The organism is Sulfitobacter sp. L-8 (assembly GCF_056859255.1).
This window is the reverse complement of sequence record NZ_JBSXOD010000053.1, coordinates 44,901-66,772: the sequence shown is the minus strand read 5'-3', so window position 1 is coordinate 66,772 and position 21,872 is coordinate 44,901. Positions and strand designations below refer to the sequence as shown.

The following is a 21,872-nucleotide window of genomic DNA, read 5'->3' as shown; positions in this document are numbered from 1 at the left end:
TTGCCTTATGTACAGACCCGTGTCCTTGGGCGAAAGGGCGGAAGGCCGTTGGACCCCCTTATCGCGACGCAGAAAATACCATCATGATTGTGCGTTGGGTCGTTCACCGATATGAAGCTAGGAAATATTAGGGAGGCCGTTTCAGTGTCAAAAAGCCGTATTACGCCAGAAGAGGCACTTGCCTTTCATCTTGAACCCATGCCCGGCAAGTTCGAGATTTCCGCAACCGTTCCGATGACCACCCAACGGGATCTGAGCCTTGCGTATTCTCCCGGTGTTGCCGTGCCTTGCGAGGCGATCGCTGACAACCCTGAATTGGCGTATGACTATACCAACAAAGGCAATTTGGTCGCGGTCATTTCCAACGGTACAGCGGTTCTGGGGCTGGGGAACCTGGGGGCGCTCGCGTCAAAGCCGGTGATGGAAGGCAAAGCGGTTTTGTTCAAGCGGTTCGCAGACGTGAATTCGATTGATATTGAACTCGATACCGAAGACCCCGAGGCATTCATCAATGCGGTTAAATTAATGGGACCTACGTTTGGTGGGATCAATCTGGAAGACATAAAGGCACCCGAGTGTTTCATCATTGAACAGCGTCTGAAAGAAGAAATGGACATTCCAGTCTTTCACGACGATCAGCACGGAACTGCGGTGATTTGTGCAGCGGGTCTGCTGAACGCCTTGCGCATTTCGGGCAAGAAGATCGAAGATGTGCAGATTGTGTTGAACGGTGCGGGTGCGGCGGGGATCGCCTGCCTTGAACTGCTCAAGGCGATGGGTGCCAAGCACAACAATTGCATCATGTGCGACACCAAAGGTGTGATCTATCAGGGCCGTACCGAGGGCATGAACCAGTGGAAGTCGGCCCATGCGGCGCAGACCGAACTGCGCACGCTGGAAGAGGCGATGAAGAATGCGGACGTGTTCTTGGGTGTGTCGGTCAAAGGGGCGGTGACGCCTGCGATGGTCGCCAGCATGGCCGATAATCCGGTGATCTTCGCAATGGCGAACCCCGATCCTGAAATCACGCCGGAGGAAGCGCATGAGGTGCGCCCCGATGCGATTGTCGCCACGGGCCGCAGCGATTACCCCAATCAGGTGAACAACGTTTTGGGCTTTCCCTACCTGTTCCGCGGGGCGCTGGATATTCACGCCCGGGCAATCAACGACGAGATGAAGATCGCCTGCGCCCACGCTTTGGCCGATCTGGCGCGCGAGGATGTGCCGGATGAAGTGGCGCTGGCCTATGGCAAGAACCTGAGCTTTGGGCGCGATTACATCATCCCGACGCCGTTCGATCCGCGTCTGATTCATCGCATCCCGCCTGCTGTTGCACGTGCAGGGATGGACACCGGCGCCGCGCGGCGCCCGATTATCGATATGGATGCCTATGAGTTAAGTCTGAAATCAAGAATGGATCCGACAGCGAACATCTTGCGCGGCATTAACGCTCGGGCACGGGCAAATCAGGCGCGGATGATCTTTGCAGAGGGTGACGATCCCAGGGTCTTGCGTGCAGCAGTGATGTATCAGCGATCAGGGCTGGGTAAAGCGCTGGTGGTTGGACGTGCTGACGACGTCAAGCAAAAGCTGTCGGTAGCAGGGTTAGATGACGCTTACCGGGAACTTGAAATCGTTAACGCCGCCAACACCACTTATCTGGATACGTATAAGTCGTTTCTTTATGACCGCCTGAAGCGTAGAGGGTCCGACCACAAGGACATTCACCGGCTTGCCGCCCGCGATCGGCATGTTTTTGCCTCGCTTATGCTGGCGCATGGTCACGGTGATGGGCTGGTTACGGGTGCTACACGCAAATCCGCGCATGTGTTGGAGAGAATAAACCATGTCTTCAACGCAGACGCGGAGCATGGTGCCGTGGGCATTACGGCGCTTTTGCACAAAGGTCGGATCGTTTTTATCGGCGATACCCTGGTGCACGAGTGGCCGAACGAGGTAGATCTTGCCAACATCGCCGAAAGCGGTGCCAAGGTCGCCCGCCATATGGGGTTGGAGCCCCGCGTCGCCTTCGTGAGCTTTTCTACTTTCGGTTATCCCGTGTCAGAGCGCGCGGAAAAGATGCAGCGCGCGCCAGACGTACTGGATGCACGTGGGGTTGATTTTGAATACGAAGGCGAGATGACCGTCGACGTCGCGTTGAACGCTGCAAGTCAAAAGAACTATCCGTTCTCTCGTTTGACCGGTCCAGCCAACATTCTGGTTGTGCCCGCGCGGCATTCGGCAAGCATATCGGTCAAGTTGATGCAGGAAATGGCGGGGGCGACAGTCATTGGACCAATCTTGACCGGCCTTGATAAATCAATTCAAATTTGTTCGACCACGTCCACCGCGAACGATATCCTTAATATGGCAATCTTGGCCGCGTGCAAGGTTGGCGAATGATCTGGAATCTCGGCTCTATCAACGCTGATAACTTTTACTATTTACGTGATCTGCCCCGGCCGGGCGAAACGTTAACAGCACGTGATTTCCGACAGGGCTTGGGCGGTAAGGGAGCGAATATGTCGGTCGCAGCCGCACGGGCCGGTGCCCGGGTGATGCATATCGGGGCGGTCGGCAAGGACGGAAAATGGGCAAAAGACCGGTTGCTTGAATACGGGGTTGAAACGCAACATATCAACATCGTCGACACGGTGACGGGTCATGCGAATATCTGCGTCAGCGATGATGGCGAGAATTCTATCGTAATATCACCTGGTGCGAATTATCAGGTCAGCGACAAAATGATAGGTGCAGCTCTTGCCGAAGCGTCACCGGATGACATTTTGTTGATGCAAAACGAGACGTTAAATCAACACTACGCGGCGACAATAGCCAAAACGCTTGGACTGCGTGTCATCTACGCCGCGGCTCCGTTTGATGCCCAGGCGGTTATGCATCTTATTGATCATGTTGACCTGCTGGTTCTCAATCAGGGGGAGGCAGAGGAATTCGAGGCTTCGATTGGAGCAGAACTCGAGACGTGCCAAGTTGACGATATCATCGTGACCTTAGGGGCGCAGGGATGCAAATGGGTCTCTAATAAGGCCCATACCACCTGCTCTTTTCCCGCATATAAAGTGGATGCGATCGATACAACCGGTGCCGGAGATACCTTTACCGGTTATCTGGCGGCAGCACTTGACCGCCGCTTGACCATGCCGAATGCGATCACTCTCGCAATGCAGGCGAGCGCGTTGATGGTGATGCGTCGGGGCACCGCTGATGTTATCCCCGATCTTAAGGACATCGAAGATTACGGCTTTGATGAAATACCTTAATGCGTGAAAGGTGCGGCACTGCCCCAAAGCTGTTTCACACGCTGATCACGCCCACAGCCATCCCGGTAGCGTTTATATGCGACTGATTTTTTAACGGCCAGCCCGACGCTTGAGAATGCCAGCCTTTCGCTACTTTTGTAATAATCCTGATGGTAAGCGTCCGCAGGATAAAATGTGGTTTTTCCCAACACAGGCGTCACGATCGTCTGGCCAAGGGCAGCCTGGGCCTGAGCCTTTGCCTGGGTGGCGGCTGCTTTCTGAACCGCGTCCTTTGCGAATATCGCTGTGCGATAACTGTCCCCGCGATCACAAAATTGACCACCCGCATCCGTGGGATCTACGGACCGGAAATACATTGAAAGCAGTTGGTCCAGGCTGACAACAGCGGGGTCGAACTGGATTTGAGCCGCTTCGTAGTGTCCTGTCCCCCCGGCCGTAACTTGTTTGTAAGTGGGGTTCTTAACAGTGCCCCCTGCAAAACCCGAAATGACTTCCTTCACACCCTTGACGCTTTCAAAGTCGGATTCAACGCACCAGAAACATCCACCCGCCACCAAAAGTGTCTCTGTTTCAGCGGCCTTGGCGGTTGTCGCTTGCGCAATCATCCCTAGTGAAATGGTAACCGACAGTGCAATTATCCTGACGTTGTAACTGAAATTCATAGTGCATCCTCCACACGAAACGGTGGCGGCAATACCGAAATGGCGCAATACACGTCTTGGCGATGTCACGACCTAGTGATTTCAATTTCAGTGTTGGCGTAGGCTGTCGAAGTTCTTAGCGTTTGGCAAATCACAAGGAGTTTTTATGCAAGAGCATGTCACCACGCATCAAGCGGAAGAAGATGCAAGAAACGACGCCATATTTATATATTTAAACGGTGAAATCGTACCGAAGGCGCAAGCCTTGGTAAGCGTTTACGACAGTGGTTTCATGCTGGGCGATGGTATCTGGGAAGGGCTGCGCCTGTACGATGGGTGCTGGGCCTTCATTGACCATCATTTCGACAGGTTGTTCGAGGCCGCCAAAGCCATTGATCTTGATATCGGCCTGACCCGGGAAAAACTGGTCGAGGCTTTGTTAGAGACCCAACGCGCGAACAAAATGACCACAGATGCCCATGCGCGGCTGATGATCACGCGGGGCGTAAAAACCCGCCCCTTCCAACATCCGTCCTTGTCTAGATCGGGTCCGACCATCACCATTATCATGGAGCATTCCCGCCCGAGCATTCCGAGACCCATTCGGCTGGCCACCGTACCACATATGCGCGGTCTGCCGATGACCCAGGACCCCAAGTTGAATAGCCATTCGAAACTCAATTGCATTCTGGCATGCATAGCTGCCGAAAAAGCCGGAGCTGACGAGGCGCTGATGCTTGATATCAATGGCTTCGTGAATACCACCAATGCCTGCAATTTTTTTATTGTGCGTAAAGGCGCTGTTTGGACCAGCACGGGTGACTATTGTATGAATGGTATCACGCGCCAGAAGGTGATCGATTTGTGCCATTCCCATGACATTCCGATATATGAACGAAATTTTTCGTTGGTTGATACCTATGGCGCGGACGAGGCATTCTTGACCGGGACATTTGGCGCTCAGACACCGGTGGCATCGGTTGACGGTCGTCAGATCGGTACGGGCGATATGGGCCCGGTCACCCGGCGGCTTCGCGGGCTTTATAAGGACTTGATCAAAGAGGAGTGCAGCTAATGCGGATCGCAATGTGGTCGGGGCCGCGTAACCTTAGCACCGCCATGATGTACAGCTTTGGCAACAGGGCGGACTTTTCCGTGATGGATGAACCGTTTTATGCAGCGTACCTTGCCCGGACCGGCTTATCGCACCCGTTGTCTGATCAGATAATTGCAGCGCATCCTACCGACCCGGTCAAAATCGCTGCGTCTTGTCGTGTCGGCGGTACACCCCACCTTTATATGAAACATATGCCTCACCATATGCTTGACGGGTTTCCGGTGGATTGGGCCAGGGATTGCGTGAACATTCATCTGATACGCCATCCTGCGCGTGTAATTGCCAGTTATGCCGCCAAACGGGAAACCCCGACCTTCGATGACATCGGATTTGGTCAACAGACGGCGTTGTTCAACCAAATCGGCGGACTGGTCATTGATTCATCGGACATCCGACGTGACCCCGAAGGTATGCTGCGCAAGCTCTGCGCAGCCATTGACCTTTCGTTTGATCCGGCGATGCTTCACTGGCCAGCCGGAGGCCGTCGCGAAGACGGTATCTGGGCGTCGCACTGGTACGGTGCGGTGCATCAAAGTACCGGGTTCGCTGGCGCTGAAGGACCGTTGCCAAAGCTTGGTGGCATGGATCATGACGTGATGATGCAGGCACAGCCACATTATGACCAGCTATATGATCAGCGGCTTAGGTGAGATCGCAAAAACCTGGAACGCTAGGACGTGTGCACACAGCTTGGGTCAACGGCGGCTGCGCCAGCCGCCGCATCGGGATGCATGGATGCGGCAGCGGTTTGACATACTGAAGTCTTTGTCAAAGCGTTCACCAAAGTTATACAGACCCAATACCCTTTTGTTCTTTAGCCCAGAAAACACGTTGCATTGTCTGGGCTAATTAGGGTCTGATACTCACTTTTTCAGGCGCTTGTCCCGAGCGGCGAGCAGTTTGAGGCGTAGCGCGTTCAGCTGAATAAATCCTGCCGCGTCTTTTTGATCGTAAGCGCCGGCATCGTCTTCGAAAGTCACGTGAGCTTCGGAGTAAAGCGAATGTTCTGACCAGCGGCCAACGGTGCGCACATGACCCTTGTACAGTTTCAACCGAACCGTGCCGGTAACATGGGTTTGCGATGCATCAATCGCAGCTTGCAGCATCGTGCGTTCGGGGCTGAACCAGAAACCGTTGTAAATTAGTTCGGCATAACGCGGCATCAGCTCGTCCTTCAGGTGCATCGCACCCCGGTCAAGCGTGATAGATTCTATTCCGCGGTGTGCTTCCAGCAACAAGGTCCCGCCAGGGGTTTCGTAGATACCGCGCGATTTCATACCCACAAACCGACCCTCGACAAGGTCGAGACGCCCACATCCGTGTTTACCGCCCAGTTCGTTCAGCTTGGTCAAAATCGTCGCGGGCGACATCGCTTTGCCGTCGATGCTGACCGCATCGCCGCGTTCAAACCCGATTTCAACATATTCGGGTTCATCAGGTGCCTTTTCCGGTGAAACAGTACGCTGGTAGACATATTCGGGCGCGTCAACTGCCGGATCTTCCAGCACTTTACCTTCAGAGGAAGTGTGCAACAGGTTTGCGTCGACACTAAACGGGGCGTCTCCGCGTTTGTCCTTGGCCACTGGAATTTGGTTTTTCTCAGCGAACTCAATGAGCTTGGTACGGCTTGACAGATCCCATTCGCGCCAAGGGGCGATCACCTTGATGTCGGGGTTCAACGCATAGGCCGCCAGTTCAAAGCGCACCTGATCATTGCCTTTACCCGTGGCACCATGGGCCACGGCGTCGGCGCCGGTTTCCGCAGCGATCTCGACCAATCGCTTTGAAATAAGAGGGCGCGCGATGGATGTTCCCAGCAGATACAGACCCTCGTAGACGGCGTTGGCGCGGAACATCGGGAATACGAAATCACGTACAAACTCTTCGCGAAGATCTTCGATATAGATTTCCGAGGCACCCATCATTTCGGCCTTGGCGCGGGCAGGTTCCAGTTCCTCTCCCTGTCCCAAGTCGGCGGTAAACGTCACCACCTCGCAACCATATTCTGTTTGCAGCCATTTCAGGATGATCGAGGTATCAAGCCCACCGGAATAGGCGAGCACAACTTTTTTGGGCGCGGACATGATGTTTCCTTTGCGGTTTGCATCGCGAACTATCTGTTTTTCATGATGTGGGCAAGATTGAAGGCTGCGTTGACCGCGCGCGCAAGGGGTCGTATCGACATATAGTCCAATTATAGGCCGATTTAATGACCGATACCTTTCAGCAAGCCGCGCGTGCCGCCACCGAAGCGATGCGTGATGTCTTCCAGCCGACACCGTTGATGCGAAATGATCACCTTTCTGAAAGGTACGGGGCGGATATCTGGCTTAAGCGTGAAGATTTAAGCCCGGTTCGGTCTTACAAGCTGCGCGGTGCCTTCAATGCGATGCGCAAGGTTATCCCAGCACAGACGTTGTTTGTTTGCGCGAGCGCGGGTAATCACGCGCAGGGCGTTGCGTTCATGTGCAGCTATTTCGGCGTGAAAGGCGTGATTTTCATGCCGGTAACGACCCCGCAGCAGAAAATACAAAAAACCAAGATGTTCGGCGGTGCGCAGGTCGAGGTCCGGCTTGTCGGTGACTATTTTGATAAAACATTGGCGGCTGCACAACAGTTTTGCCGCCAGGAAGCCGCCCATTTTCTATCACCCTTCGATGATGATGACGTCATTGAAGGGCAGGCGTCGGTCGCGGTCGAAATCGAGCAACAGTTGGGTCGCGTGCCAGATCACGTTATCCTGCCAGTGGGTGGGGGTGGCCTGTCCTCGGGTATCTTCAGTTATTATGGGCGTGCCTGTAATTTCACTTTTGTAGAGCCGAAAGGTGCCCCAAGTCTGGCCCGGGCACTGCAAAATGGTGCGCCTGTGGATATTTCACCGATCAATAGTTTCGTCGATGGTGCCGCAGTCGCCATGATCGGCCAGAGGAATTTTGATCGACTACGACGGATTGATTCAAGTGCAGTTATAAATTTGGCCGAAGACCGCATCTGCACAACCATCATTGAGATGTTGAATGTCGAAGGTATCGTACTCGAGCCGGCGGGTGCCCTTTCGATTGAGGCACTGAGCGAAGTCGCTGAACAAATCAAAGGTAAGTCCGTCGTATGTATCGCATCTGGCGGAAATTTTGATTTCGAGAGGTTGCCCGAGGTTAAAGAGCGTGCGCAACGGTATTCGGGCATAAAAAAATACTACATACTGCGAATGCCTCAACGTCCGGGCGCATTGAAGGAATTCCTGAATACTCTCGGCCCCGATGACGATATTTGTCGATTTGAATATCTCAAGAAATCCGCACGCAATTTCGGATCGGTATTGATCGGGATCGAAACGCGGTCACCGGATAGCTTTGGTCTCATTCAGTCTCAGCTAGATGAAGCGGGTTTTACGTATACTGACATCACCAATGACGAAACGTTAGCACAATTTGTTCTGTAAGATCACCTCAGGCCAGTCTCGCTGAGAGCGCTTAAAAACAGTGTCTTTGACTTTGCATATGTCGCCAGCAAGCCTGCTGTATGGCGCATATCATCTGCATTGTCGTTCGACATATCGTGGCTTTTGCGGCATTCTGCCGAAAATCCCACAAAACCCATATTTAAAGCACTGCCTTGCAGAAAATGCAGTTCTTCGGTGATGTCGATTGGCCGATGGGCATCTTCCAGCCGTTTTAATGTATCCTCCGTTTCGTCAAAAAACACTTGAACAATCTTGTTGAAACTATCTTGCCCGATTCCGGCCCGAAGACCGTTGACGTATGCCCAATCAATCATTTTCGACCCCACGCTCGATGGGCTTTCACTAATGGTCATTGATTAACGTGGAATGTATTCGCCCGCTAATTTCGCTAAAGTTGTCGGGTTCACTGTCTCTTAATCTGCATTGTCTAAGGATCTGACAAAGTATTTTTGAGGAGCAGATGAATGTTTTTGGCATGCCCCTCTACCGCGGACCTTTTAGCGACCCGACAAAGCAGGGTACCGCGGTTGGTAATGGTTGTTGATGACAGTAAACTACAGCGTCGGATACTTGCCGCATACCTGACCGGCTGGGGCTTCGCGGTTGTAGAGGCCTCATCGGGCGATGATGCGCTGGAAAAATGTCGTCATTGTGTACCCGACATGGTGCTGAGCGATTGGATGATGCCCGGTATTTCGGGGTTGGAGTTTTGCCGGGCTTTTCGCGCTCTGTCTCGGGACGAATACGGATATTTCATCCTGCTGACTTCCAAACAGGAAAAAGCCGAGGTTGCGAAGGGGTTGGACAGCGGCGCGGATGATTTTTTGACCAAACCTGTAGATCAGGATGAACTGCGTGCAAGACTCGCCGCGGGCGAGCGTATACTGGAGATGCAGCGGGAGCTTACTGAGAAAAACGAAATTATCTGGGACACGCTTGGAGAATTACAGCGTATTTATGATTCATTGGACCGGGACCTTATTGCGGCGGAAAAGTTGCAAAAATCCCTGATTAGTGACACTACCCGACAGTTCGCTACCGGGCGCTTGTCGTTGATGTTACAATCAAGCGGCCATGTCGGTGGCGATTTGGTCGGATTCTTTCCAGTAGGCGCAGATAAGCTTGGTTTGTTTGCGATGGACGTTTCCGGACACGGCATCAGCTCCGCCCTAATGACAGCACGTCTAGCAGGGTATCTATCCGCTTCGGCTCCAGATCAGAATATAGCGCTGCACCGGAGTGACGATGGCAGCTATCGAATGAATCCCCCCGATGAGGTTATCGTAAAGATAAACGAACTGTTGCTGAGCGAAATGGAAACGGAGCATTACCTGACGCTGTTGCTGGCGCAGATTGACCTCAACACCGGTAAAGCCATCATTTCGCAAGCTGGACACCCGCACCCGGTCGTGCAGCGAAAGGATGGCCGGATTGAACACTGCGGCACGGGTGGGTACCCGGTTGGACTGCTCGAAAACGCGACGTATGAGCAGTTTACAGTGCAGCTACACCCCGGTGACCGTTTGCTGATTCTGTCTGACGGCGTGACGGAATGTCCTGATAGTGACGGGAATATGTTGGTTGAAATCGGGTTAGATGACATGTTGTACGATCTTCATGACGTTGAAGGCCCTCGGATGTTTGATGTCATGTTGGAAAAGCTTGCCGATTTTTCGCGGAGCGAGAGTTTCCCGGACGATGTGTCGGGCATATTATTAGAGTTTCAAGGAGCACGGGAAATATAGCGCTTCAGAAAAAGCTTATCGCCGTCATTGCCAAGGCTTGCAAGCGCCTCTTGGGCCGAAAGCACAACGGTTGCATGGTCTGGTTCGGTTGGGTCAGCGATTTGGCGCACCGGGTGTGCGACGTAGACATGGCATAGTTTCTCGGCCCACAGGTCATATTCAGGCATATATACAAAACGCCGGAAGGCACCCAACCTTCGAGGGCGCGAAATCGACCACCCAATTTCTTCACGGACTTCTCTGAACAGGGCCTGTTGAGGGGATTCACCGGGATCGATCCCGCCTCCGGGAAGTTGGACGTCAACCCGTGGTGACAATTGCGCAGTCATCAAAAACCGCTGTTTCAGCGGTAGGATAGCATAGGCCCCAGGGCGCAAGACATAAGCTTTGCCTCGCAACGGTGGCTTCCCAATTCGCTGCAACATCTCTTACCCCCTTTTCGCGCGGCTTGTTGACCTTATATAGACGCGGTATGCCAACCGTCTGCCGGTAAGGAAAGTCCAATGACTCAAGGAACCAAAATCGCGTGGGACGACACCGTCCTTCCCTTTCAACTTGACGCTGCCGATATTCGCGGCCGCGTTGCTCGTCTTGACGGCGTGTTGGAGGGCATCTTGCGTCAGCATGATTACCCCGAAAAGGTTGAGGCACTGGTCGCAGAAATGGCGTTGTTGACCGCCTTGATCGGCCAAACAATAAAGTTGCGCTGGAAATTGCAGCTACAGGTGCAATCGAAGGGACCGGTGCGAATGATTGCCACCGACTACTATGGCCCGTCAAAGGAAGGTGAGCCGGCGCGTATCCGTGCCTATGCCAGCTATGACGCGGATCGCATCACCGATGGTTCTGCGTTTGATCAGGTCGGCGAAGGCTATTTTGCTGTAATGATCGATCAGGGTGAAGGTATGACGCCATATCAGGGGATAACTCCGCTTACCGGCAAATCGCTTTCCGCGTGTGCCGAAGCGTATTTTGCGCAGTCTGAACAGCTGCCGACCCGGTTCCAACTGAGCTTTGGGAAATCCACCATGTCGGATGAGCAAGAGCATTGGCGTGCAGGTGGTATCATGCTTCAGCACATGCCCAAAGCATCGCCCCTGGCCGCCAACACCGAAGGAAGCGGAGACCTCGTCAGTGCCGACGATTTGCTGAACGGTGACGATGGTGAAAACTGGCGTCGCGTCAACCTGTTGCTCGACACGGTTGATGAGCTTGAATTGATCGGACCAACATTGCCGCCGACCGGCTTGTTGACGCGATTGTTTCACGAAGAATCGCCTCGGGTTTTCGACGCGCAGGCAATCCGTTTTGGCTGCACCTGTTCAGAGGACCGGGTAAGACAGAGTCTTTCGATCTATTCGGCGAAGGATATTAAAACGATGACCACAGATGATGGTCGCGTTACGGCAGACTGTCAGTACTGTAGTGCGCACTATGATCTGGACCCCGAAACCGTCGGTTTTGAGGCCAAAACCTCTGACGAAGATTGATAGTGGAGCCTGAACATCTAGCGAATTTTCGGTCGGCATTGGCACAAACCGGTGTCACGTCTTCCGATTTCGATCTTAACAAGGGTATCGAACCCCCGGCTAATCGCAAATTGCGCCCTGCTGGGGTTCTTGCCCCGATCATATATAAAAATGGCCGATTGGAGCTAATCCTTACCAAACGGTCTTCGGCGCTACGACATCATCCGGGGCAGATTGCCTTTCCGGGGGGGAAGCAAGATGGTGATGATGTTGATGTGATCGCCGCCGCCCTACGCGAAGCCCGCGAGGAAATTGGACTGCCGACCGAATTGGTCGAGGTGCTGGGCACGCTGCCCGCGCACGAAACCGTGACGAATTTCAAGGTCACGCCCGTTATCGCCTTTGTGAAAGACAAATTCGATATCATTCCCGAGCCCGGTGAGGTTGACGAAGTGTTTACCGTGCCTTTGGACCACGTGTTGAATGCTGACAATTATCTGATTCAATCGCGGCGCTGGCAGGGACAGATGCGGCATTATTACGTTGTCCCTTACGGTCCCTATTACATTTGGGGCGCAACCGCGCGTATGCTGCGGGCATGGACCGAACGAATGAACTGACCCTTCCCGCCAGTACAAGCTGGCTTGCCGATGCAGATGCCCAAGCTGTTTGCGATGCGATTCGGCAGGGAGGGCATAACATCTACTTTGTCGGTGGGTGTGTTAGGAATGCGATCCTGGGGCTACCCGACAGTGACGTCGACATGTCCACTGACGCTATACCTGAAAAGGTAATGGACCTAGCAAAGGACGCTGGGCTCAAGGCCGTGCCCACAGGTATTGAACACGGCACTGTGACGATCGTGAGCGGTGGTAAGGGGTTCGAGGTCACGACCTTTCGCCGCGATGTGGAAACCGATGGTCGTCGTGCGGTTGTCGCATTTTCTGACAGTATGCGTGAAGATGCATTGCGGCGCGATTTTACAATGAACGCGCTTTACGCTGATGCCAGGGGTCGCGTTATCGACCCACTAGGTGGGTTACCCGATCTACTTGCGCGTCATGTGCGGTTCATTGACGATCCCCAGGCACGTATCCGCGAGGACTATTTACGGATACTGCGGTATTTTCGATTTTCTGCTTGGTACGCAGACCCCCATGCCGGTTTTGAACCAGAGGCATTGGCGGCGATCGCGTCAAATATAACCGGGTTAGAGACACTTTCCGCAGAGCGTATCGGTGCCGAGGTGAAAAAGCTGCTGGCAGCGCCTGATCCAGCCCCCGCACTCGCCGTCATGCGCCAGATCGGGGTACTGAACACCATACTTCCTGGATCGGATGACACGTGGTCAAGCATGGTGGTACATTTTGAAACACTGCTGGACGCCCCCCCGGATTGGCGGCTACGGTTGGCAGCCATAGGCGGGGCGGATGTCGCGCACCGTCTTCGCTTAGCCAAAGTAGACGCAAAGCATCTTGAGCTGCTGAAAGAATCCGCTTTTGGGTCACAAGCCATTGCCGAGGTGGCCTACCGCCATGGTTCCGATGTCGCGAGGGCAGTGGTGATATTGCGGGCATGTATGTCAGAGCAACCGCCCAGTTTAGCCGTGTTAGAGAGTATTCGTGAGGGAGCGGAAGCGCGGTTTCCTATTCGTGCTGTCGATCTGATGCCGCAGTATAGCGGTGCGGATCTTGGTCAACGACTGGCCTATCTAGAAAGGTTTTGGATAGATTCCGGGTTTAAGGCCGCACGCGACGCGCTACTAAGGCTGCCTGAACCCTAAACCGTAAGTTGTTATCCGGGTGTAAAGCTCTCTATAATGGCGCTTTCAATCCTTTACACTAGGTGCTTATGTTTCGATTTTTCGAAAATCTAGTAGATCCGTATGTGGAATACACCCAGCAAGACGCGCCGCCTAAGAAGCTTTGGCCGTTTTTTCGCGTGTATAGTGCACCATTTAAAAAGGTATTCATTCTGACAGCAATTATGTCAGTTGCCGTAGCCGCGATTGAAATCGGGTTAATCTATTACATGGGTCGGCTGGTCGATTTGCTTAACGGTTCCCCCGCAGAGGTGTGGCGGCTATATGGCATGGAGTTCACTCTCGTGGCGTTTGGGGTCTTGTTCCTGCGACCGGTTGTGCTCGCGCTGGATGTACTGCTGTTGAATAACGCGGTGTTGCCAAACTATGGAGCGTTGTTTCGGTGGCGGACGCATCGGCAGGTTTTGCGTCAGTCAGTTGGGTGGTTCGAGGATGATTTTGCCGGACGTATTGCAAACCGTATCATGCAGACTCCTCCCGCTGCGGGGGATGTGGTGTTTCAGGTTTTCGATGCCATTTCCTATTCCTTGGCATATTTGATCGGGGCCGCGATACTGCTCGCTACTGCTGATTGGCAGCTTATGCTGCCTCTTTTGCTATGGTTTGGATTATATGCCGCGTTGACCCGCTGGACCGTGCTGAAGGTAGCCGTCGCCTCAAAAGCGTCTTCCGACGCGCGGTCGCTGGTCACGGGTCGGGTGGTAGATACCTACACCAATATCCATTCGGTCAAGATGTTTGCCCACCATGATCGCGAAATGGAACACGCAAAGTCGGCGATCGAAAATGCCAGAGTGACATTTCAAAATGAAATGCGGATTTTCACGGTGATGGACGTGTGCCTGGTGACGCTGAATGGTTTCCTGATTGTCGGTATCGTAGGGTGGGCGTTCTTTTTGTGGTCCACCGGATTGGTGACGGTCGGTGCCGTGACAGCCGCGACAGCGCTGGCGTTGCGGTTAAATTCAATGACGGCCTGGATCATGTGGGCGCTGTCGACCTTCTTTCAGCAGCTTGGTGTCGTTGCCGAGGGGCTGGAAACCATTGCACAGCCGATAACCCTTGTGGATCCGCACGATGCCAAGCCATTGAAGCTGACGGACGGGCGTATTGAATTACGCGGGCTTACCCACCACTACGGGCGCGGTTCCGGCGGGCTGGACAATGTCGACATCACCGTTCAGCCGGGCGAGAAAATCGGTTTGATCGGGCGATCAGGCGCGGGAAAATCGACCCTAGTCAAGCTGCTTTTGCGGTTTTACGATCCTGAAGGCGGGTGTATCATGATTGATGGGCAGGATATCACCAAGGTTCGCCAGGACAGTTTGCGTAAAACCATCGGAATGGTTCAACAAGACAATTCATTGTTGCACCGTTCAATCCTTGAAAACATCCTTTATGGACGCCCATCCGCTTCCTTGGCAGAGGTAATTGCGGCTGCGAGACAGGCGCAAGCACATGATTTCATCACCGAACTGGCTGATGATGAAGGGCGGTCCGGCTATAATGCCCAGGTGGGGGAACGTGGTGTCAAACTTTCGGGTGGGCAGCGCCAGCGCATCGCATTGGCGCGCGTAATCCTCAAGGACGCGCCGATATTGGTTCTGGACGAGGCCACCAGTGCGTTGGACAGCGAGGTCGAAGCCGCAATCCAGCAAACTCTGTATGGGATGATGGAGGGCAAGACCGTAATTGCCATTGCACACCGCTTGTCCACCATCGCTGCGATGGACCGCATTTTGGTGATGGACAACGGGCGCATCGTCGAACAAGGCACCCACGAAGTGCTTTTGGCTAAGGGCGGGCTATATGCTGATCTTTGGGGTCGCCAATCTGGCGGATTTTTAAAGACTGACGAGGCGTGAATATGAGGCATATCCGATGGATCGATCCGTTTGCACCTGCGCACGGTGCCCCTCCGCGCACTGTCATGCCGTTCTTTCGCTGGGCGCTGAAAGGGTGCGGATGGGCTTTGGCAGTCGGCAGCGTCCTTTCGATCGGTGCCGGCGTGATCGAGGTAATGGCGGCGCTGGTTCTAGGCTGGGTCGTGGATGCCGCGCTATCGACGCAGCCCCAATCGGTATTCGACGACAATGTGGGTCTAATGCTGGCCAGTCTCGGGTTTTTCCTGATCTTGCGGCCGCTGCTGTTCGGGATCAGTTCCTATATGCAATCGGTCGTGGTGGTCCCGAACGTGTTCAATATCGTTCTGTCGCGTCTGCATCGGTATACCCTGGGACAGGCCGTCACATTTTTTGACAATGATTTCGCAGGGCGTATTTCACAAAAAGAAATGCAGACCAGCCGTGCCCTGACGGACGTCGTGGCAGAGATGATCCATACGGTGTTGTTTGCAGCGGCGTCGTTTGTCGGGGCCGTAATGCTGTTGGGAACAGTGAACTGGCGCATCGCCATCGGTCTATTGCTATGGATGGTCGGATACATCGTTCTGATCCGTCATTTCATGCCTCGCGTCCGAAAGCATTCTCGGGTGCGGGCAGGGGCACGCGCGATGGTAACGGGACAGGTCGTTGATACGATCACGAATATCAAGACTGTTAAACTGTTCGCACATTCTGAATTTGAGGACCGGGCCGCACTGGGTGCCATGCAGAAATTTTTGGATGCAAGCCTGGATTTTGGCCGGGTTAGTGTCTTGTTTCGGTTTTGGCTGATGGCCATCGCCGGGTTATTACCGGTGTTGTTAGTAGGGGGCGCGCTTTGGTATTGGTCGCTTGGTTCGGTGACCGCGGGCGACATTGCTGCCACGGGGGCGGTGTCTTTGCGTTTGGCGCAGATGACAGGTTGGGTCAGTTTTACACTCATGGCGCTCTACGCGAACATGGGCGAGGTCGAAGACGGTATCCGGACGCTGACTCCGCCACAACAGCTTCGCGATGTGGAAGGAGCGCAGGATCTTGTTGTCGATCGCGGGGCGGTTGCAATGGATGGTTTGCAGTTTACCTATGGGCATGAGAGCGGGGGGGTCGAAGACGTTTCCCTATCTATAAAACCCGGTGAAAAGCTGGGTATCGTAGGTGCGTCGGGGGCGGGTAAATCCACGCTCGTATCCTTGCTTTTGCGTCTCTATACCTTGGAAAAGGGACAGATTTTAATTGATGGCCAAGACATCTCGGACATCACCCAAGAAAGCTTGCGGCGTCAGATCGGCATGGTGACCCAGGAAACCGCGATGTTCAATCGGTCGGCGCTCGACAACATCCGTTATGGCAAGCCTGATGCCAGCGTAGACGAGGTGATTGAGGCCGCCATGCAAGCCGAAGCACACGAATTTATTCAAAACATGCACGACCACAAGGGTCGCCAGGGATACGATGCACATCTGGGAGAGCGTGGCGTCAAGCTTTCGGGTGGGCAACGTCAGCGCATTGCCTTGGCCCGCGCGATCCTGAAAGATGCCCCGATTTTAATCTTGGACGAAGCGACAAGCGCCCTGGACAGTGAGGTTGAGGCGGCCATCCAGACTGCTCTTGACCGTGTGATGGAGGGAAAGACAGTATTAGCCATTGCGCACCGACTATCGACATTGACCCAGATGGACCGGATCGCGGTAATGGATGCCGGGCGTATCGTCGAGATCGGTACTCATGAGGCTTTACTGTCCCAGGACGGGCTATATGCGCGGTATTGGCAAAGGCAATCAGGCGGATTCCTGGATCTGGAGGCCGCAGAATAGGGGCTTTTGCTGCTTCTAACTTCGCGGTATGCGCAAGGCATGACAGAATATAAAATCCTGCGACTTGGACATCTGGGCGACGGCATTGCCGCGGGCCCGTTTTTTGCACCTATGACCCTTCCGGGCGAAACGGTGACCGGCACACCTGAGGGTCAAACACTGACCGATATTCGTATCGTTACGCCATCAGCCGACCGCGTTACTGCGCCCTGTCGACATTTCAAAGCGTGCGGCGGCTGTCAGCTGCAACACGGATCAGATGGTTTGGTCGCTGACTTCAAGCTTGATGTGGTCAAATCATCGCTTGATGCACACGGCATAGAGACTGTTTTCCGACCTATCCAGACTTCACCCGCACAATCACGCCGCCGCGCGACATTCGCCGCAAAACGGACGAAAAAAGGTGCAATGGCCGGTTTTCATGCGCGCGGATCGGATACCGTACTGGAAATACCGGGCTGCCAACTTCTTGACCCCACAGTGATGAGCGCATTGCCCATTGCCGAAAAGCTGGCCGTTATGGGGACAAGCCGCAAAGCTGCGTTGGCCGTGACTGTAACCGCTTCGCCTGCGGGGCTGGATATCTCGGTTCAAAACGGGAAATCATTGGATGGTCCCCTGCGGCAGGAATTGGCGATCCTGTGCGACACGCTTGGCCTGGCACGCCTGACCTGGGACGGCGAAGTCGTCGCGGTGCGTACACCACCGATACAACGTTTCGGGACCGCAAAGGTGACGCCGCCGCCGGGTGCGTTCTTGCAAGCGACACCCCATGGCGAAGCGTCGTTGGTGGAGGCCGTAAACGAAGCAGTTGGTGAAGCGCGGCATGTCATGGATCTTTTCGCGGGCTGTGGCACGTTCAGCCTGCCGCTGGCCCAGAAATCCGAGGTACACGCGATTGAAGGTGACGCCGCAATGACCGCGGCGCTGGATCAGGGATGGCGCATGTCCAAAGGCCTCAAGCCTGTCACCACCGAAACGCGCGATCTTTTTCGCCGCCCTTTGCTGCCGGATGAAATGAGCAAGATCGATGCTGTCGTGCTAGACCCGCCGCGTGCCGGAGCCGAAGCGCAGGTGGCCGAGATTGCCAAAGCCATGCCGCCGGTCGTCGCTTATGTATCGTGCAACCCGGTGACATTTTCCCGCGACGCTGCGACCCTTGTCTCGGCTGGGTATTCATTGGACTGGATACAGGTGGTGGATCAGTTCCGTTGGTCTTCACACGTTGAACTTGTCGCCCGGTTTACCGCGCCCGAAGTTGCGCGAAAACGCCGATAAGCTTTCAGCGGCCCCTATGATCTTCTGCGCAGGACGGGTTGTCGGTATGCAATAGGTCGATAATTTTTCCTGGTAACACGTTTTTGACCACAGGATTTTATGGTACATGTTAGGGCATCTAATAACGGCCAAAAGGCCAGGGGCACTGGGGCAGTCATAGCATGAAGCGTAGAAATCTTATTTTGGGGGGAACGGCGCTCGTTGCACTTGGCGCTTGTAGCTCCAGTAAATTCAAACGGTATAACGGGCCGGAAGTCACTTACGTGGTGGTGAACAAGGGCGATCGCCGCGTGTTCCTGATGCACCGGGACAAAGTGTTAAAGTCGTATGACATGAAGCTGGGGTTTGCCCCGGTGGGACACAAGGTTTACGAAGGCGACGGACGCACCCCGGAAGGGCTGTATTGGATCGACCGGCGAAACCCGAACAGCAGCTATCACCTATCGCTGGGTATTTCATATCCAAATGAACGGGATCGTGCCGTCGCGGCCGAGTTAGGCAAAAGCCCCGGTGGGGATATTTTTATCCATGGCCAAAAGACCCCCAAGGAAAAGAATGTTTCTGATTGGACGTGGGGTTGTATCGCCGTGTCAAACAAGGACATCGAAGAAATGTATTCGATGGTAACGGATAATACTCCGATTGCTATAAGTCCTTGAAAACCGCATGAATTTCAGAGATCGGCCAAATGACAACCGGTCATTTGGCCATAACAAGCGTCCACCAGATTTTACCGCTTTTTTCCTGATGCCAGGCGAAACCCATAAACAGAGCATCCGAGGCCAAGAGTATGCGCCGGGTTTCAGGCTGATCAAGCCACGCTGCAAGGGTTTCCAACTCGGTCTCGTATGTCTCAGAGATCACTTCGCCGATAAGCGCACCGGGATATCCAACACGCTGGATCCGATCTACAGGAGATGACCCGTCAGAACCAAAGTGCCATGGCCGGTTCTGGACGGACATGTCGAGCGAATGGGTCGCGGCGGCAGCGTTCAGCTTGGCGTCAAGCTGAACCGGCGACAGACCCGAGGCACCCCGAAGCGCGTTAACTGCATCAAGCATGCGGAATTGTATCTGACCGGTGTCGCTGGAGCTTATACGGTATGCTTTGGGCAACGCCTTGCCATCGGATCCGATGGTTGACGGTGCCGGCGCACACGCAGACAGTGCTACAGCAAGCGTGACTAGGATAGAAAACAGACGTACCATGGCGCAGCTCCACGCAATTGATTTTCCGGTGCCATACATGGTGCAGCGTTGCAGATCAAACGCACATCGGCGTGACATCGCTTGTTAACGATGGTTTGAATTGAAACTGCGACTTTCGAGCCATATAGGAGAGAAACTTCGGTTTTTTCCTTCCTCAGGAGACATTCCCATGTCTGACACGAAATTTTCCCTTTCGTCGCGTCGCACGTTTCTTGCCGGTAGTGCGGCAATGCTGGCGTCCCCCGCCTTGGCTCAAAGCAGCTTACAAAGTGAAGCAACAACCGAGTTGGAGAAGGATCTGACGGAGTCTGTGCGCCGCAATGTATCCAGCTTTCGCACGCTAGATTGGCAGCCGTATTTCTCGAACACCAATAAAGGCGCGATCTTGGTCGATATTGATAGTCGCGCGGTGCATTTCTGGTCCGAAGATCAGTCGATTTACAAGCTATACCCATCAAGCGTGCCCCTTACCGAAGACCTGACACGCCGTGGCCGCACAAGCGTTACGCAAAAGGTTGTCGGCCCAACATGGCGTCCGACACCGTCGATGTTGAAGCGCAATCCTGAATGGCCAGCGGTGATTGGTCCCGGTCCGGATAATCCTTTGGGAACGCACGCCCTATACTTAAGCTGGACATATTATCGAATCCACGGCACACATGACACGCGGAAGATTGGGCGCCGTTCATCGAATGGTTGTATCGGCCTTTACAATGAACATATCGCTGAACTTTTTGGCATGACTCAGGTCGGCACTCAAGTGTTGCTAATTTGACGACATCTTGTTGATTATGATGTTGAAATGCTGAATCCGGGTTTGCAATTTCTCATTGATCCTGTTTAGAAAGTCTTACGAGGTAAGTCTTGGGCGCGTGCTATCACCAAGTGAGGTACGCCTTTTCTGGAGGTTATGTTATGAAGAAACTCGTTCTAGCCGCTGCATTCACAGCAGCTGCGTCAAATGTTTTTGCTGGTTCGCTGGCAGAGCCAATTATCGAAGCACCTGTAATCGTTGAAGAAGCCACAAGCTCTTCCTCGGGCGTTCTGGTTCCACTGCTGCTTTTGGCATTGGTAGCAGCTGCTGTCGCTTCGAACTAAGTTAAGCGACGTCTACAAAGAGAAAGACGGTGTTTTTAACACCGTCTTTTTTTTGCGAAACTCACATCGGCTAAACGCTAAGCTGGCGTCGCATTTACCAAGTGAATCCCTGTCAGGATAAATCGTTGTGAAGGGTGGTTGCCGCCATTGCGGCTTGCCCCATAGATCGGGAGACCTGATCAAGCCCGTCTGTAATATCCCCGACCGCATAGACCCCGCCGATATTGGTTCTTTGCTTGGTATCGGTGATGATGCAGCCATTCTCGGCAAGCTGTACGCCTAGTGGGGCCACGATATCCGACCGGGCTGTCGAACCGAGCGCAACATAAAGGGTATCGAACTGTTCCGTTTTGCCATTCTTGAGTTTAACCAATACGTGCGTTTCGGATAACTCAAGCTCGGTCATCGGTGAATCAAGTGCGCTGATTCCCTCTTGTGCCTGCGCTACCGTCCCATCCGCGGGAACAAGGGTCACCGTCGGCGAATAGGTGCGAATGAATTGCGCTTCGGCTAATCCGTGCTGGCCGCTGCCCAAAACCGCGATGCGCTTGTCGCGTACCTCGTACGCGTCGCAGACAGGGCAATACCGCAGCAATCCACGGCTTAGACCTTGATCATGGTCGGCGGCCAGCAAGGGGGGGCGATGGTTGAATACTCCGACGGCAAAGATCACACAGCGGGCCTGCTCCATCCCTTGGTCAGTGGTGACATAAAACACCCCGTCCACCTTTTCGACACGGCTTACTCTTTCATTCTTGATGGTTGCGCCGTAAATTTCGGCGTGAGAGCGCATTCGTTCCAGAAGATCCAGCCCAGAGATTCCATCGGGAAAGGGGGCCATGTTGTGGGTTTTCGGAATCATCCGTGCCCGACCTTCCTGTGCGTCAAAAACCGTGACAGATCTTAGGAACCGTGCAAGATACAGCGCTGCGGTCAGCCCCGCAGGACCGCCCCCCACGACAATACAATCTTTCATGTTAGGTTTCCCTTTTGGAAATGTAAGATGCGCACGAATATAGGACGGCCCGTAAGACTGAACAGGCACGGCAGAA

21 protein-coding genes are annotated in these 21,872 nt (G+C 54.0%); 15 read left to right on the top strand and 6 right to left on the bottom strand.

Going from position 1 to position 21,872, the window contains the following annotated elements:
* Positions 1 to 144 precede the first annotated feature (144 nt).
* Positions 145 to 2,403 carry an NADP-dependent malic enzyme gene (locus tag AC13DE_RS13685; RefSeq protein ID WP_446314432.1) on the top strand — a complete coding sequence of 753 codons (2,259 nt, stop codon included), beginning with the start codon at positions 145 to 147 and terminating at the stop codon, positions 2,401 to 2,403.
* Positions 2,400 to 3,281 (top strand): ribokinase, encoded by an 882-nt coding sequence (locus AC13DE_RS13680; RefSeq protein ID WP_483048141.1) that lies wholly within the window; start codon positions 2,400 to 2,402, stop codon positions 3,279 to 3,281. Before AC13DE_RS13685 ends, AC13DE_RS13680 begins: the two co-directional genes overlap by 4 nt.
* Here the strand turns inward: AC13DE_RS13680 and msrA are convergent.
* Positions 3,278 to 3,943 carry a peptide-methionine (S)-S-oxide reductase MsrA gene (gene msrA, locus AC13DE_RS13675; protein ID WP_446312298.1) on the bottom strand — a complete coding sequence of 222 codons (666 nt, stop codon included), beginning with the start codon at positions 3,941 to 3,943 and terminating at the stop codon, positions 3,278 to 3,280. The two genes, AC13DE_RS13680 and msrA, sit on opposite strands and share 4 nt — an antisense overlap.
* A gap of 145 nt (positions 3,944 to 4,088) precedes the next feature.
* Here msrA and AC13DE_RS13670 point away from each other — a divergent pair, with 145 nt between their 5' ends.
* On the top strand, positions 4,089 to 4,997 hold the full coding sequence (locus tag AC13DE_RS13670) for a D-amino acid aminotransferase (protein ID WP_483048140.1): 909 nt from the start codon (positions 4,089 to 4,091) through the stop codon (positions 4,995 to 4,997).
* Positions 4,997 to 5,689 (top strand): sulfotransferase-like domain-containing protein, encoded by a 693-nt coding sequence (locus AC13DE_RS13665; RefSeq protein ID WP_446312300.1) that lies wholly within the window; start codon positions 4,997 to 4,999, stop codon positions 5,687 to 5,689. Before AC13DE_RS13670 ends, AC13DE_RS13665 begins: the two co-directional genes overlap by 1 nt.
* Positions 5,690 to 5,902: 213 nt before the next feature.
* On the opposite strand, the gene AC13DE_RS13660 is transcribed toward AC13DE_RS13665, so the two are convergent.
* Positions 5,903 to 7,123 (bottom strand): argininosuccinate synthase, encoded by a 1,221-nt coding sequence (locus tag AC13DE_RS13660; protein WP_446296361.1) that lies wholly within the window; start codon positions 7,121 to 7,123, stop codon positions 5,903 to 5,905.
* A 125-nt stretch (positions 7,124 to 7,248) separates the two neighbouring features.
* Here AC13DE_RS13660 and ilvA point away from each other — a divergent pair, with 125 nt between their 5' ends.
* The gene (gene ilvA / locus AC13DE_RS13655) at positions 7,249 to 8,481 is read left to right on the top strand and encodes a threonine ammonia-lyase IlvA (protein ID WP_483048139.1); all 1,233 of its coding nucleotides are present in this window, start codon (positions 7,249 to 7,251) and stop codon (positions 8,479 to 8,481) included.
* Positions 8,482 to 8,483: 2 nt separating this feature from the next.
* On the opposite strand, the gene AC13DE_RS13650 is transcribed toward ilvA, so the two are convergent.
* Entirely contained in the window at positions 8,484 to 8,816 is a 333-nt protein-coding gene (locus AC13DE_RS13650) for an Hpt domain-containing protein (RefSeq protein ID WP_483048138.1), read from the bottom strand.
* Between the two features lie 150 nt (positions 8,817 to 8,966).
* Between AC13DE_RS13650 and AC13DE_RS13645 the strand changes: the two genes are divergently transcribed.
* Entirely contained in the window at positions 8,967 to 10,247 is a 1,281-nt protein-coding gene (locus AC13DE_RS13645) for a PP2C family protein-serine/threonine phosphatase (protein WP_483048137.1), read from the top strand.
* On the opposite strand, the gene AC13DE_RS13640 is transcribed toward AC13DE_RS13645, so the two are convergent.
* Positions 10,226 to 10,672, bottom strand: a complete 447-nt coding sequence (locus tag AC13DE_RS13640; RefSeq protein ID WP_483048136.1) for an NUDIX domain-containing protein — start codon at positions 10,670 to 10,672, stop codon at positions 10,226 to 10,228. The two genes, AC13DE_RS13645 and AC13DE_RS13640, sit on opposite strands and share 22 nt — an antisense overlap.
* A gap of 78 nt (positions 10,673 to 10,750) precedes the next feature.
* Between AC13DE_RS13640 and hslO the strand changes: the two genes are divergently transcribed.
* The 7 genes from hslO to AC13DE_RS13605 all read left to right on the top strand — a co-directional run bounded on the left by hslO (position 10,751) and on the right by AC13DE_RS13605 (position 19,172).
* On the top strand, positions 10,751 to 11,737 hold the full coding sequence (gene hslO, locus AC13DE_RS13635; protein ID WP_483048135.1) for an Hsp33 family molecular chaperone HslO: 987 nt from the start codon (positions 10,751 to 10,753) through the stop codon (positions 11,735 to 11,737).
* A gap of 2 nt (positions 11,738 to 11,739) precedes the next feature.
* A complete protein-coding gene (locus AC13DE_RS13630; RefSeq protein WP_446296367.1) occupies positions 11,740 to 12,336 on the top strand; it encodes a CoA pyrophosphatase in 597 nt (198 codons plus the stop codon).
* Complete coding sequence (locus AC13DE_RS13625) at positions 12,315 to 13,499, top strand: CCA tRNA nucleotidyltransferase (RefSeq protein WP_446313591.1); 1,185 nt, start codon at positions 12,315 to 12,317, stop codon at positions 13,497 to 13,499. Before AC13DE_RS13630 ends, AC13DE_RS13625 begins: the two co-directional genes overlap by 22 nt.
* Positions 13,500 to 13,567: 68 nt before the next feature.
* The gene (locus AC13DE_RS13620; RefSeq protein ID WP_483048134.1) at positions 13,568 to 15,403 is read left to right on the top strand and encodes an ABC transporter ATP-binding protein; all 1,836 of its coding nucleotides are present in this window, start codon (positions 13,568 to 13,570) and stop codon (positions 15,401 to 15,403) included.
* Positions 15,404 to 15,405: 2 nt separating this feature from the next.
* The gene (locus AC13DE_RS13615; protein ID WP_483048133.1) at positions 15,406 to 17,235 is read left to right on the top strand and encodes an ABC transporter ATP-binding protein; all 1,830 of its coding nucleotides are present in this window, start codon (positions 15,406 to 15,408) and stop codon (positions 17,233 to 17,235) included.
* A 39-nt stretch (positions 17,236 to 17,274) separates the two neighbouring features.
* Positions 17,275 to 18,513 carry a class I SAM-dependent RNA methyltransferase gene (locus AC13DE_RS13610; protein ID WP_446297470.1) on the top strand — a complete coding sequence of 413 codons (1,239 nt, stop codon included), beginning with the start codon at positions 17,275 to 17,277 and terminating at the stop codon, positions 18,511 to 18,513.
* 161 nt (positions 18,514 to 18,674) lie between these two features.
* Positions 18,675 to 19,172: a L,D-transpeptidase family protein gene (locus AC13DE_RS13605; RefSeq protein WP_483048132.1), complete on the top strand. Its 498-nt coding sequence runs from the start codon at positions 18,675 to 18,677 to the stop codon at positions 19,170 to 19,172.
* A gap of 40 nt (positions 19,173 to 19,212) precedes the next feature.
* Here the strand turns inward: AC13DE_RS13605 and dalA are convergent, their stop codons facing one another.
* Positions 19,213 to 19,722, bottom strand: a complete 510-nt coding sequence (dalA, locus tag AC13DE_RS13600) for a divisome-associated lipoprotein DalA (protein ID WP_446297472.1) — start codon at positions 19,720 to 19,722, stop codon at positions 19,213 to 19,215.
* Between the two features lie 169 nt (positions 19,723 to 19,891).
* Between dalA and AC13DE_RS13595 the strand changes: the two genes are divergently transcribed.
* Entirely contained in the window at positions 19,892 to 20,497 is a 606-nt protein-coding gene (locus AC13DE_RS13595; RefSeq protein WP_446297473.1) for a L,D-transpeptidase, read from the top strand.
* A 140-nt stretch (positions 20,498 to 20,637) separates the two neighbouring features.
* Positions 20,638 to 20,820 carry a hypothetical protein gene (locus AC13DE_RS13590; RefSeq protein WP_446297474.1) on the top strand — a complete coding sequence of 61 codons (183 nt, stop codon included), beginning with the start codon at positions 20,638 to 20,640 and terminating at the stop codon, positions 20,818 to 20,820.
* A gap of 112 nt (positions 20,821 to 20,932) precedes the next feature.
* Here the strand turns inward: AC13DE_RS13590 and AC13DE_RS13585 are convergent, their stop codons facing one another.
* Positions 20,933 to 21,796, bottom strand: a complete 864-nt coding sequence (locus AC13DE_RS13585) for an NAD(P)/FAD-dependent oxidoreductase (RefSeq protein ID WP_483048131.1) — start codon at positions 21,794 to 21,796, stop codon at positions 20,933 to 20,935.
* Between the last annotated feature and the right edge of the window lie 76 nt (positions 21,797 to 21,872).